Origin of the sequence: uncultured Psychrosphaera sp. (genome assembly GCF_947500655.1) — a bacterium.
Classification (GTDB): domain Bacteria; phylum Pseudomonadota; class Gammaproteobacteria; order Enterobacterales; family Alteromonadaceae; genus Psychrosphaera.
The window spans coordinates 233,507-246,893 of record NZ_CANMSK010000003.1 but is presented as its reverse complement, the minus strand read 5'-3'; the positions used below and the strand labels follow the sequence as shown (position 1 = coordinate 246,893).

General features: G+C 37.1%; 11 protein-coding genes. 4 read left to right on the top strand and 7 right to left on the bottom strand.

What is annotated here, in order from left to right; genetic code table 11:
* Positions 1 to 102: 102 nt before the first annotated feature.
* The gene (locus Q0940_RS04555; protein ID WP_299264646.1) at positions 103 to 2,211 is read right to left on the bottom strand and encodes a TonB-dependent siderophore receptor; all 2,109 of its coding nucleotides are present in this window, start codon (positions 2,209 to 2,211) and stop codon (positions 103 to 105) included.
* A 227-nt stretch (positions 2,212 to 2,438) separates the two neighbouring features.
* Here Q0940_RS04555 and Q0940_RS04550 point away from each other — a divergent pair, with 227 nt between their 5' ends.
* A complete protein-coding gene (locus Q0940_RS04550; protein WP_299264643.1) occupies positions 2,439 to 3,605 on the top strand; it encodes a PepSY-associated TM helix domain-containing protein in 1,167 nt (388 codons plus the stop codon).
* Positions 3,605 to 4,075, top strand: coding sequence for a hypothetical protein (locus Q0940_RS04545; RefSeq protein ID WP_299264639.1), 471 nt, complete (start codon positions 3,605 to 3,607; stop codon positions 4,073 to 4,075). Before Q0940_RS04550 ends, Q0940_RS04545 begins: the two co-directional genes overlap by 1 nt.
* A 135-nt stretch (positions 4,076 to 4,210) precedes the next feature.
* Here the strand turns inward: Q0940_RS04545 and ppc are convergent, their stop codons facing one another.
* Positions 4,211 to 6,778 (bottom strand): phosphoenolpyruvate carboxylase, encoded by a 2,568-nt coding sequence (ppc, locus tag Q0940_RS04540; RefSeq protein WP_299264636.1) that lies wholly within the window; start codon positions 6,776 to 6,778, stop codon positions 4,211 to 4,213.
* Positions 6,779 to 6,909: 131 nt separating this feature from the next.
* Between ppc and Q0940_RS04535 the strand changes: the two genes are divergently transcribed.
* On the top strand, positions 6,910 to 7,851 hold the full coding sequence (locus Q0940_RS04535; protein WP_299264634.1) for a LysR family transcriptional regulator: 942 nt from the start codon (positions 6,910 to 6,912) through the stop codon (positions 7,849 to 7,851).
* A gap of 11 nt (positions 7,852 to 7,862) precedes the next feature.
* Here Q0940_RS04535 and Q0940_RS04530 read toward each other — a convergent pair whose 3' ends face one another.
* The 5 genes from Q0940_RS04530 to maoP form a co-directional block, all read right to left on the bottom strand.
* Positions 7,863 to 8,651: a hypothetical protein gene (locus Q0940_RS04530; RefSeq protein WP_299264631.1), complete on the bottom strand. Its 789-nt coding sequence runs from the start codon at positions 8,649 to 8,651 to the stop codon at positions 7,863 to 7,865.
* 109 nt (positions 8,652 to 8,760) lie between these two features.
* Positions 8,761 to 9,291 (bottom strand): MgtC/SapB family protein, encoded by a 531-nt coding sequence (locus Q0940_RS04525; RefSeq protein ID WP_299264628.1) that lies wholly within the window; start codon positions 9,289 to 9,291, stop codon positions 8,761 to 8,763.
* Between the two features lie 208 nt (positions 9,292 to 9,499).
* Complete coding sequence (locus Q0940_RS04520) at positions 9,500 to 11,515, bottom strand: TonB-dependent receptor (RefSeq protein WP_299264625.1); 2,016 nt, start codon at positions 11,513 to 11,515, stop codon at positions 9,500 to 9,502.
* A gap of 319 nt (positions 11,516 to 11,834) precedes the next feature.
* The gene (locus Q0940_RS04515) at positions 11,835 to 11,990 is read right to left on the bottom strand and encodes a PA3496 family putative envelope integrity protein (protein ID WP_299264622.1); all 156 of its coding nucleotides are present in this window, start codon (positions 11,988 to 11,990) and stop codon (positions 11,835 to 11,837) included.
* A gap of 26 nt (positions 11,991 to 12,016) precedes the next feature.
* On the bottom strand, positions 12,017 to 12,358 hold the full coding sequence (gene maoP / locus Q0940_RS04510; protein ID WP_105051814.1) for a DUF413 domain-containing protein: 342 nt from the start codon (positions 12,356 to 12,358) through the stop codon (positions 12,017 to 12,019).
* 121 nt (positions 12,359 to 12,479) lie between these two features.
* On the opposite strand from maoP, the gene Q0940_RS04505 reads away from it, so the two are divergent.
* Positions 12,480 to 13,367 carry a LysR family transcriptional regulator gene (locus Q0940_RS04505; protein ID WP_105051815.1) on the top strand — a complete coding sequence of 296 codons (888 nt, stop codon included), beginning with the start codon at positions 12,480 to 12,482 and terminating at the stop codon, positions 13,365 to 13,367.
* The last annotated feature ends 20 nt before the right edge of the window (positions 13,368 to 13,387 follow it).

Below are 13,387 nucleotides of genomic sequence, written 5' to 3'. Positions count from 1 at the left end.
AAGTTTTATGAAGGACGACTTTTTAACCAATGCAACTAAAAAACACGCTAAACTTTAGTAATAAGGTTTAGCGTGTTTTTGTTTACTATTTACAACTCAAAATTAAAAGCTATAAGATACGCTAACACTACCGTTTACTGGAGCGCCATAGAAACCAACATTTTCTAATGATGTTATGTATTTTTCATCAGTCACATTGTCTATATTAGCTTGTAAAGTAAGCTGTTCAGATAACTCCCAACGAGCAAATGCGTTTACTAGCATATACGCATCTTGTGTTACCCCATTAATTGCATTTTCAGTTTCTGATTGCCATTTACCACCAAAGCCAACATTAACTTCTGGTAAGCTTGGTAATGTATAACCTAACGAAAAGTTAATAACATCAGTGGCAACCCATGGGTTAGTACTTTCCCCAGCTGCATCTTCTATGTCTAATAATGTATAAGCGAACAATACGTTTAGGTTGTCAGTAATGTTACCACTAACTTCCATTTCAAAGCCGCTTGAGTCGACATTAGTACCTTTATAATAATACTGTAGATCTGCATTTAATCCTGCATAAGCCGCTATGTTTTGTTGCTCTGCTGAAAAGATAGCAAAAGTGGCAAGTAAGCTATCGTCAAACCACTGGGTTTTAACACCAAGTTCATAGTTTACGCCTTTACTTGGATCTAAAAACTCACCATCGTAGTTATATTGTTCTTGTGGTTGATATATATCTGAATAACCAGCATAAACATTAATGTCATCAGTAATCGCGTAGGTTGCTGCGATATAAGGGCTTATTTCGCTTTCATCGTTATCTATTTCAACGCCTGAACTTGTACCATTTCGTTTATAGTTAATTGCGTTAAAACCAGCAACCAAAAACAACTCGTCAGTAATATTTAACTTAGTAGAGGCAAAGCCACGTGTAAGAGTAACGTCTATATCTGCATATTTAGTTCTTTCACCCCATACAGGTTCAGGTATTACGTTTGAGGCATATGGAAATGCAGGAGTGAAACCATAAGCTGGCGTCGTTGCATAATCGTAACCGTTAGTAAATGAAAGACTTTCACTACTAGCGTTGCTAACACCCATTGTCAATTCATGAGTTTTACCTAAAAGGTCAAATTCGCCACTGGCAGTTAAATCAAATAAATGAGCTGTGAATTCACCGTCGTATCGACCCGGCCAGCTAACTAGTCCTAGATTAGTTTCACTATCGAATACTCCATATGCATCATAAACATAAAGTAATTTCCCTTGATTTGCTGAATCACGGAAGTTGTATGTTGTTTTGATTTCCCAATCATTATCAAATGCATAAACATATTCAATAAACGTTTGCGTGTTTGTAGTATCCCAAGAGGTCCAATCTTGAGCAGGGTTTGTGCTAACATCCCATTCAGCTTGCGTACCGTCAGCATAATTAAGAACTAACCCACCCCACATATTACCATCGGTATTTGCATCTTGATGTGAAGCACCAAAAGTTAATGTTGAGTTATCAGTTATTTGACCATCAATAACTGCGGAGATATAAGTGCGATCATCTTCTAATATATCAAGGTATGACTCTGAATCTTCGACTACTGCTACAACTCGTGCTGCCCAACTACCGCTGTCTGTAAGCAACATAGAGTAATCAGCTTGTAAGCGTTTCTCATTGTAAGAGCCAAGAGTTATACCAACTTCACCTTCGTTTTTGTTAGTTGGACGTTTACGTACGTAGTTTATGGTACCTGAAGAGTTACCTACACCTGTTAGCTGGCCATTAGCACCACGAATAACTTCAATCTCTTCATATCCATAACTTTCCATAGCACCCGTTACAAGGCCCCAGCTGTTTGGCATACCAACGCCATCAATTTGCGTACTTTTAATATCAAAGCCGCGTGAAGTATAACTAGTACGGTTTGTTTCACCTTGAACGACAGTAATACCTGTAGCAAGTTTTAGTGCGTCGTTAATACTGTTAGCTGCGTAATTTTCAAGTAACTCAGATGTCACCATACTAATAGATTGTGGAGTTTCGCTGATCTCCATTGTTAAGCCAGTTGCACCTTTACTGTCTCGGTCAGTACGTTTGCCAACAATGAGAATTTGTTCAACTTCATTGTCTGTCGCTTTTGCTTGTTGTTCTTGCTCTGCAGCTTGAGTTTGTGAATGGAACCCCATAGCTAAAACGAGGGCTGTAAGTGCAAAGTTATGATTGTTTTTCATGTTTACGTTTACCTTTATCAAGATCGTTATCTTGAAGATTTGAGTCATAATAGAAATTTTTCAGGAGTATATTTAAAAATAAAACAAATGTAAATGAGAATTATTCCCATTACTAGGTGGTATAGTTAATGGGAATGATTTTTATTTAGAATTATCTTGATGAGGTGCTATATGGCGAGATATGATTGCTAGCTAGGCATTTTTAATTTATATAGATTGGGTAATTCATGGCGAAGGTAAGTAATCGTTTTTGGTTTCAACTACATGGTTGGTTTTCACTACCTGTGTGGTTAATTTTTTGTGTTGTTTGCTTAACTGGCACAATAGCGGTAATAAGCCATGAATTAACTTGGTTAACAAATCCAGCTGCTCGCGCGTTAAATCCAGATAACCTTCCAGAAAAAACCATGCCGGAGCTTATCTCTATTGTAGAAAAGGCTTATCCGACAGCTAAAGTTAGTACGGCAATGAGTTATGAAGATTACTTAGTTAATGCGGTTATTTTTACTGACAGTGATAAGCCTTATGCCATTGCTTATGTGAATCAATACACAGGTGAGATACAACAAATAAACCAAGGCATGACCTTTATTAACTTTATGCGTTCTTTGCATGGTTGGTTGTTATTTCCATGGGAAAGTAATTACAGCATTGGGTATTACTTGGTGAACCTAATGGCTTTTGTCATGTTAGGTGCGTTAGTAACCGGTTTGTTAATTTATAAGAAATTCTGGCGAGCGTTTACTCAGCCTAAAATTCGTTTTAAGCAAGGCAAAAAAACTGTATTAGCCGACATGCACAGACTTGCAGGTGTTTGGTCTATTTGGTTTTTAATTGTTATGAGTTTTACTGGCTTATGGTATTTGGTTCAGGCTGTTTTATGGCATGCAGATTATACGATTGAAGAGCATCCTCCATTAGTTGCAATGGCAGAATTACCAGCCAGATCATTGGATACAAAACTTGAGTTACCAACAGCTCCAATATCACTACTTGATGCATTGGCGATCACCAAACAAAAGTTCCCAGATTTCAAAAGTACTTATATTTTACCGGCTGAGCATTACCGTGATACCTATAAACTGTATGGTGAAGGTGACTTTATCTTTTATGATCAATACGCTTATGGCGTTACTGTTAACCCTTGGACTGGCAATATAGAAAGCGTGCGTGAACCAGATCAAATGAGCACATTACAAACCTTATCGCATATTGCTAATCCACTTCATTACGGAACGATTGGCGGTATTTGGACCAAAATAATTTGGTTTTTATTCGGCGTGTTATTAACCAGTATGTCTATAACTGGTTTTATGATGTGGGGCGGTAGAACAATCAGAGCCGCTAGAAGTAGTGATGATGAAACGCTAGATAACAAACAGGAATTAAGCTAATGGCTCAATTTAAAAATAGTTTTTTTGCTCGCAACAAATATAAAATTAATGGGCTGGTTTTAATCCTGCCTTTTATTTTTCTTTATCAGTCGTTAAATCCTGTTTTTCCTGATGTTTGGCAGAAACAAACTATTGGCTCATTTGAAATAGCCCCTATGCCGTATAATTTAAAACAACCATATTTACATGGTGGTCACTACACCAAAGATTTCTTCTTAATATTTAGCAAAGGTAAGGTTGCCGATATTCGACAAGCTTATCTTAATATTGGTGAGCAAGCATTGCCATTAGCTGAACTGGAAAAGCATGATGAAGGTATTTTACATGGTAGTCAGCATGGACAAGAAGTACATGGAATTGCGCCTGAGACGTTAAAGCCTGAGCATAAAGTTTGGCTAACCATTGAAACGTGGGAAGGGGAAACCTTTGTGACTAGTTGGGAATTAGTTAAAGAGTTATTGCCAGGCTAAATTAATAAACTAGATTAATTTATTTTGAATAAAACGCATTTTGCCTTGCATTGAAATAGGCATGTAAAAAAGCTAAGAGTTATCTCTTAGCTTTTTACGTTTTGATTTGTTTTTGTGTTTGCTTAAACTCGTAAACTAACCCGTATTACGCATACCTGTTGCAATACCTGTCATGGTTACCATAAGTAACTGCTCACATACAGGATGCTCTGGTTGTTTACGCAAACGTTTTAACGCTTCTATTTGCATTAAATGCAGCGGTAATAAATACGGTCTGCGTAAGTTAAACGAAGTTAGATTCCATTGATCACTTTCTAACGTTTCCGTTTGCCCAAGCAACTGTAAAATAAAGCTCTTATCTTTAGTTAGCTGTGCTCGTAATGCATCGCCCATAGGCTGTAACCCTGGCTCAACTAAGCTTTCATCGTACATTTTTGAAATGTTTGTATCGGATTTTAAATACACCATTTCTGTCAGTGATATACGCGCTCTAAAATACGCCCAGTTATCTAACATGTCTTTAATTACATCACCTTGAGTTTGGTTATACTCAGAAATAGCTTGTCCTGATCCTAACCAACTAGGCACCACTAAACGGTTTTGGCTCCAAGAAAATATCCATGGAATAGCACGCAGTGATTCAATGCCACCGTCTGATTTACGTTTACTTGGACGCGAACCTAATGGCAAAGAAGAAAGCTCTTGTTCTGGCGTTGCTTGTCGGAAGTACTTAACAAAGTCTTCTTGCTCACAAACATAATCACGATAAACCGCGCAGCTACGTTCAGACATTTCATCCATTATTTTCCGCCACGCAGCTTTTGGTGCCGGTTGCGGTTTAACTAAATTAGCTAAAATGGCACTGGCGTATAAATGTAGACTGCGTACTGCTAAGTTAGGCAAACCAAACTTAAAACGTATAGTTTCACCTTGCTCTGTTACTCGTAATCCACCTTCAAGTGTTCCTGGAGGTTGTGATGCAATTGCCGCATGTGCAGGACCGCCGCCGCGGCCAATTGTACCACCACGACCATGGAATAATTTCAGTGTGATCTTATTACGTTTAGCCACTGCAACCAAAGATTCTTGTGCTTGATACTGTCCCCAAGCTGCTGCTAATACGCCAGCGTCTTTTGCCGAGTCGCTGTAACCTATCATCACATGTTGTGCGCCATGAGTACGTTTGGTGTATTCGGCATTATTTAACAACAAGTCCATTACTTTTGATGCGTTGTTTAAGTCGTCTAATGTTTCAAACAAAGGTGCTATTGGCATATCCCAAGTTAAACCAGTGGCTTTCATTAACAAGTTAACAGTAAGCACATCACTTTGTTGGCTTGCCATTGAAATAATGTAGATACCTAATACTTCTTTTGGTTGTTCGGCGATAAACTTAAAAGTATCAAGTATTTCTTGTGTTTGAGCGCTCCACTTTTTATTCGGTAATAATGGTCTTGGGTTGCTGATCTCCTGTTGTAAAAACTCACAACGTTTTTCTTCACTCCAAGATAAGTAATCACCTAAACCAAGACTTTCGACAATGTCAGCAATGGTTTGATCATGAAATTCACTGTGCTGGCGTACATCAAGCTTTACCAATGAAATACCAAAGCAATGTACTTTACGGATCACATCCAGTAAAAGTGAATTTGCAGCACGAGATAAACCAACGTCTAATAAACTTTCATAACAAGCGGTCAGTGGTTGTAATAATTCTTCTGGGCTTGCAATAACATCTTTGGTCTCACCACCTTTAAGTAAAGCTATGCTGCGCTCTAGCTTGCCAATAGTTTGTTTTATTAAGTTTCTATACGGACCAATGTTATCAGTATCAGCTTTAATTAAAGCGTCACTGGCTTTATGCATAGATAATTCTAAATATAAGTTTTGGAAGTCTAATAGATACAATTCAGCTGCTAGTAATCTAGCGTTTAAAATCGCTTTTTTACTTAACTCTGCCGTGACAAATGGATTGCCATCTCGGTCTCCAGCCATCCAACTTGCCATGGTGATTGGAGTGGCATCAAGTGGTAATGGTTGTCCAGATACTTGCTGACATAGCTCGTCCAATTCTCTTACAAAAGTAGGAACTGCAAACCATAAGCTGTCACGGATTGCATTCAAACCCCAACGTGATTCATCTAATGGAGTAGGGCGTTGAGGGCGGATTTCATTGGTATTCCAAGCTTGCTCAATTAATTCTTCAATACGACCATTTAATTCAGGGCCAGTTACTTCCAGTTGCTCGGCAATTTCATGGTATTTATGAATAAACGTACGACGATTTACTTCGGTAGGATGCGCCGTTAATACCAATTCAATATGCAATTTTTTTATAGCCGCCAAAAATTCATCTGGTTGACATTTATCTAACATGAGTTGTTCTTGCAAAGACTCTAACGGGTGCGGTAAATCAAGCTCTGCTAAGCCTTGTTCGCTAGTTGTATGCTGTTGCTCTGCAATATTAGCTAAGTTCAAAAATTGGCTAAAAGCACGAGAATAAATTAATAGATCTTGTTCATCACAAGATTGAAATAAGGTTTTAAGTTCATCAATTGCGTAAGCTTCATTAGCCACACCATCTTTGGCTAACAGTCTTACTCGCTCAATATTGTCTAACCAACGCTGATCTTTGTCGTTGGCAATGGTTTTACCAAGTACAGAGCCGAGCGAACGGATATTTTGTGAGATTGTTTCTAACATAATCTAGCTCTCAAATAATTATTAATGAATTGTCTAATTCATATACGGAATTGGTATAACTCCATCCTAGAATTAGTTTTGAATAGAGTCTAATATATATAATTAATTTCAATCATAGATAAAATTATATAATGAGTTTGAGTTTAGAAACAAACAGACAGCCAACAATACGACAATTACAACTAATACAAGCATTGGCACGTTATAAAAGTTTGTCTGTGGTGGCAGATAAATTACATATATCGCAACCATCAGTTTCCATTCAACTTAAAAATTTAAGTGAATTAATTGGTTTGCCAATTTATCAAATGTTAGGTCGTAAACTTGAGTTAACTGATGCGGGCAAAGCGGTGCTTAACAGTGCTAATCAGATATTTCAAACCTTAGGTAATCTGAAAACTGATATAGACAATTTACAAGGTGTGGTTACTGGCACCTTGTCTATTTCCGTGGTCACAACCGCACAATATTTTTTACCTCTATTATTGGCGGCATTTGCCAAGGAGCATCCGCAAGTAGATGTTAAATTAGAGATTGGAAATCGTGATAAAATTCATGCAAGACTCGCCGACAAGCTTGATGATTTTTATTTATTTGGTCAAATTCCTCAAAATATTGAAGTACTAGAAACTCCATTTTTAGATAATGAATTAGTCGTCATTGCACCTGAACGACATGAACTCACATTATTACCTAGTATCAGCCTCGCCAGATTAAGCCATTATCCATTTATCTTACGAGAAGCAGGCTCAGGCACTAGGGAAAACACCATAGAGTTATTTAAACAGCACGGTTTTGAGTTAAATGAGAAGATGACCATAGCCAGTGGTGAAGCTATAAAACAAGCGGTTTCTGCGGGGTTAGGTTTGTCAGTATTGAGTAAACACAGTTTGGATTTTGGTATTATGCCAGGATTGAAAATATTGGAAGTAGAGCATTTTCCTATTCGTAATAAATGGCGTTTGGTACAAAACTCCGCCCGCCAACCAACATTGTTAGCCAAAGCATTTCAGCAGTTTATGTTAGAGAATGGTGTGCATATTTTAGAGTCAGCAGTACAGAATAACCATTGATTAATGGAAAGTTAGTTCTTCTTTAAGTATTTATCCATGCTTTTTCTATAAGCTTGCCTAAGCGGATCGGTCGATAACGGGCAAGGTGTTCCTAACCAGACTGAATCACCAAGCGAATTTTTTTGAATTACATAACATGCATCGCCAGATTTTATTAATTGGCTACCATCACCGGTTTTCCCTAAATCTGTCATCCCACTAATATCAGGTGTAAATTTACCATCGTATTTTTTAGCTTTTTCATTTTCTACTTGTTCATTTAGCTTGTTTTTTGTTTGTTCAAATTGGTGCTCTTGCCAACTAGTTGGGGGAATACTTTGGTTCTGATTTAAATAATCACGTGCAGCAGAAATTCCAGACGATTTTTTCTTTATTATCATCATAGAACTTGGTGGAGGCGTTTGTGGATTTGGTTGTTCTACTACACTTGAACTTTGAATGGGCTCTTTGGTTTTAGCTGGTGTTGCTTTAGCTACTTTTTTCTTCTCTGGTGGAGGCGTTGGCTTAGATTCTTTTTTGATGGTTTCTTTTACAACTTTCTTTGGCTTTGGCAGTATTTTTGTCGGAGCTTTTTTCGGTTCAACTTTCTTTACTGCTACTTTTTTTACTTTAGGCTTAGCCACAATTAAGTAAGACTTTATTGCCTTGATAGGTTTTTTAACTTGTGTTTTTTGTTGACTAGTTTGTTCTGATAAATGTTGTTGCACTAGAATAGCGACAATAATGACATGAATAAAAATAGAGAATAATACTGGGGTTAACCATTTAGGCATCTGTTTTTTAGAGCTCCATTTTTCCATGTAAAAATTCTACTTAGATATCTATGTTAGGTTAAACAATATATTGTTAAAAAGGTTCCGCATAGATTATATGCAGAATTAAATAGGTTTTGTATAGTAAGAAGTATCACTATTGTTTTTCTTTATTTTTTGGATTAAATACTTTTCTTAACCTAAATGGAGTCGGTTGCTGTTTCCAATTGGTATATTTTGTATGCACACCTTTTGATAATGCTTGAAAGGTATTTTCTAAAATATCTACGCCTACTAAAATAAACACAACAACGAATGACAAAATAATAGAAGTAGAATAATTATTATTGGCAATAGATACGCCAATAGCTGCCAATACCCATATTGTTGCCGCAGACGTTACACCAACCACAGCGCCATCTTTTGCTAACATTACACCTGCACCCAAAAAGCCAACACCTGTGATAACTTGGCCGATGATCCTTGAAGGGTCGTAAGTACTAGAATCAATAACTACAAAATTAGCAGTGGCTACAAATATATACGTGCCAACTACAATTAATGAAGAGGTTCTAATACCAACAGGTTTTCCTCTAAATTGTCTCTCTAGACCAATAATAGTGCCACATAATAAAGACGTAAAAATGCCCATCCAGTTATATGGTGCAATGTTAAATATGAGTTCCATTATGTCCTTGAATATTACTGTTAAATTTTATGATAACAGATAATGTTATTGGTATTAGTAGTAACGAGGAAAGTTGATTAATTGTAATAACTGTCGTTCGTGAACAATGTGCACAAATATAAGCAATTCCATTCAATAAGTTAAGCAATAAGTTAAATGATAAATAATAAAGTCAGCTTTTTTATGTATTTAGATGTAATTACTTATTTTAAAATAACCAATTAAAACTCAAGCGAGCAGTACGCGGCTCTATTGGGTGAAAGTGATTGTCTTCAACACCCGCTTCAGCTTCACCTTGAAGACGTGATGCATAATAATAATCAATATCATGATCGTTACTATCAAGTATATTGAGTAACTCAAAAGACACTTTCCAGTGCGTTTGCTGATAACTCACTAAACCATTTACTACAGTAAGTGGATCAGAGCGTTGTGAGTCATCATCGGTTAATATGCGTTCACCAATATGACGTACTCGTAATGAACTATGCCATTGCTCTGTAATGTGCCAATTAATTCCTGAGCTAGCAACAACTGGAACTGCGCCTTCAATCTTATTATTTGGCCCATCAATATCTAAACGAGAGTGAGTTAATGATATTTCAGCGTCTAGGCTTAGAGACTGATTAAACCAATAATAAGCACTCACTTCTAAGCCGTATCGTTTTGATGCATCACTCGGCTCTGTATTTCCAGCATCGCCAACAAATAACAATTCAGAATCGAGCTCTAACCACCAAAATGCCGCTGAAATATTAAAGTTTTGTTCATCAAAATAACGAAAACCAATTTCACTGCCTTCACTTTTGACTAATAAATCAACTTGTTCAGCGTCATCGAGCGTTACAGGATCTAAGGTAATAGTTGAACCACGTGCGTCATTGGAATGAAAACTTTGTCCCCAATTAGCATAAGCGGCAAGATTATCAGAGAACAAGTAATTGATGCTGGCTTTTAAACCTAACAAGTCATCATCAGCGTCACCTGTATTAGCGCTGTTGTTACTGTTTACATCGGCACTAAAGTAATCGTAACGTAAACCTAAAGAGGCTTGTAAATTAGTTGATAATGACAGTTTGGATTGCCAAAATGCAGCGTAACTAGTTTCGTTTACACTATCTTCTCTAACGGTAGTTAAATATTGCTGAGCTTTGGTATTGTATAAACCAACCTTACTAATATCATCGTTACGTATTTCTACACCTGTCGTGTGTTGCATTGGTAGCCATGAGTTTTCAGTTTCAAATTGATAACTAATAGTTGAGCCAGAAATAACGCGGGCATCACTTTGTTGAAATTGATCGCCATTTATTGGGTCGTTCAAATAATAAGAAAAGTTAGAGAATAAGTTAAGATCATAATCAATCACATACGCATTTACTTTCCAGTTTTGGCTTTTCCAATTAGCAGACAAACTATAACGACTTGAGTCCCCACCAACGGTTGTATCAAGTGAACCTAATTCAGATATTAAACCTTGAGTTACCGCTCTTTGTGGAATTTGATCGGCAGAATTCCAGCTATTATCGTAAGCCATTGCAGTAATTGATAAATCACCATTAAATGCTGTACCAGCGTACCGTATTAACGCATTCTTTTTGTTTACATCCTCATCAATGTCTTGCCATGGGCCTTGATATGTTTGCCACTCTACTGCACCGGTAACATTACCTTTGCTTAATTGTGTACTACCCAGTGCAACGGAGCGTAAATAGTTATCTTCGCCAAGCGTTAGGCTCAACTGCTGATGTTGTAAATTATTACTCAGATGAAAGTTAGCACTGCCGGCGGTAGAAAAATCGCCTTGGTGTGCATCATAGCTGCCTTTTTGGTAGCTAATAGTAGAAATGGTTTCAGGGATAATAAAGTTTAAATCTGTGTAGCCTTGGCCATGACCATGGCTGCGCATATTGATTGGCATTCCATCTATGTTAGTTGCAAAATCAGTTCCGTGATCTAAATTAAAGCCACGAATAAAATATTGATTCGCTTTACCAGAACCACTGTGTTGCGTTACCGCCATACCAGGAATCAACTCAAGCATTTCAGCGCTTCTCAGCATTGGTCGGTCTTGAATTTCACCTTGGCCAATAATGCCGCTAGATGCGCTAATAGCATCGCCAATTAAGCCTGTTTTGTGTCCGTATACAGTAATTTTTTCTTCAGTTGCAAGTGCATAATTATAGCTTAAAAGACCAGCCGCCAGTAAAATAGAATGTTTCAATTTAATTCCCCCCTAAATAATGTGGGCATTGAAACATAGAGTTATTTATGTGGCAACTAATTGAGATATATGGGTAAAATTTAATGATGAAAATTATTGATGGCACACAACTGTTTTAAAAAGTTTAGCTAGTAAATAAATTTACTTGGAAAGATTAAAGAGCGCCATTCGTGTGAATAGACGCTCTTTTTTTACACTTAATGCTTGGATCTAACGTTTTAGATCTAAATGTTCAGAACTGCATGTTACTTGAACTTATATGGCATTTAGTTTGATAAATGCGCGCGGTTACTGCTTGATGTATAGGCTTTATTCAACCCTACCATTCATCGTAATAGTTAACCTCTTTGTTCATACGCTGTGTTTCTTTGTAATCTTCAATTCGTCGTTGTGTTTCAAAACGTTTGCGACGGTCGCCTTTATTTGTGTTTTCAGACACAGTTTCTATTTCATAGATTTCGTCAAAGTAATCCATAAAAAAACCTCAATAAAAAATTAATATTAGAGTTCTAGGTAATATTCACCAGACTCAAAGTTATTTTGTGGGCGTCCCATTCCATATACATTTTCGTATTTTCTTGGTGCGGCTAACGAAATGTATTTCATCCATGTTTTTTCTACCAATGTCTGCGCGATTTCTCGGCCTGTGCATACATCAGCGAATCTTACTTCTTCTGTATTCTCTGGCATCAAAGAGCCGTTTGATAACAGTTGCAAAGAATAGCCATAATCATTTAATAAATTCGATTCTTGTACTGTAAATTCTCCGCTGCGGCTAAAGCCTCTAGGGAAATTAACATCATCAAAAAACGATTTAGAACCTTTTCTAATTTGTGTGTTCATTTTAATACCCTCAACAATTTTTCTAAAAATAGTCTTAGTTTGACCATTTGAAAAACAAAATATTTTTATCGAATCCAAAAAAAATGTTTGTTAAATAGAAAAATCTATTTATCCTGCTGTTATGGACGTAAAAGTATTCAAAACCTTCCTAGAGGTTGCAAACACTAGGCACTTCGGCAAAGCCGCGGAAACACTCTATATTACTCAAGCTGCGGTTAGCGCCAGAATTAAGCAGCTAGAGGAATTTGTTGATGCTCCGCTATTTGAACGTATTAGAAATAATATTTGTTTAACGCCCGCAGGTGAAAGACTCATCCCTTATGCAACCACTATGGTTAGGGCAATGCAGCAGGTGAAAACCGACATATCGTTGGCCGACTCTCAACTTGTGCAACTATCTATTGGTGCTACGCCTAATGTTTGGGATGCGTATTTTCAAAACTATTTAACGGTAGTCACTAAAGGTTTACCAGAGTTAACCTTTAAAACTGAGATGTTAGGCATCAGGCAGTTACATTCCTCTATATTAGATAACACGTTAAATTTAGCCTTAACCTTTGATCCATTCCTATCAAACGAAGTAATTAGTGAACAAATTGCGAATGTAAATTTGGTGATGGTAACCACCAAAGGCAACATTAAAGCAGACGAAGCTATGGCTGAACACTATGTTTATGTTGATTGGGGCACTCAGTTTGCGTCTGAACATGATGCCAAATACGGTAAAAGTTACGTGCCTAAGCTAATTACATCTACAGGCCGAATCGCGCTGGACTTTATTTTGTCTGAGGGTGGAACTGCATATTTGCCGACGGCTTTGGCAGAACCCTTTATTGAAAGTGGCGAATTATTTAAGGTCAAAGGTAAACATTCGTTAACTCGTTCTATCTATGCCGTGTATCAAAAACACAATAGATTGGTCGACACAATAGAGAATGTGGTCACAGTAATTGATCAATCTTCACCTGAACGTTCAGCAGTTATTGAGATGGCTTCTAACAACGACTAAAAAATATTGTCAATTCGATA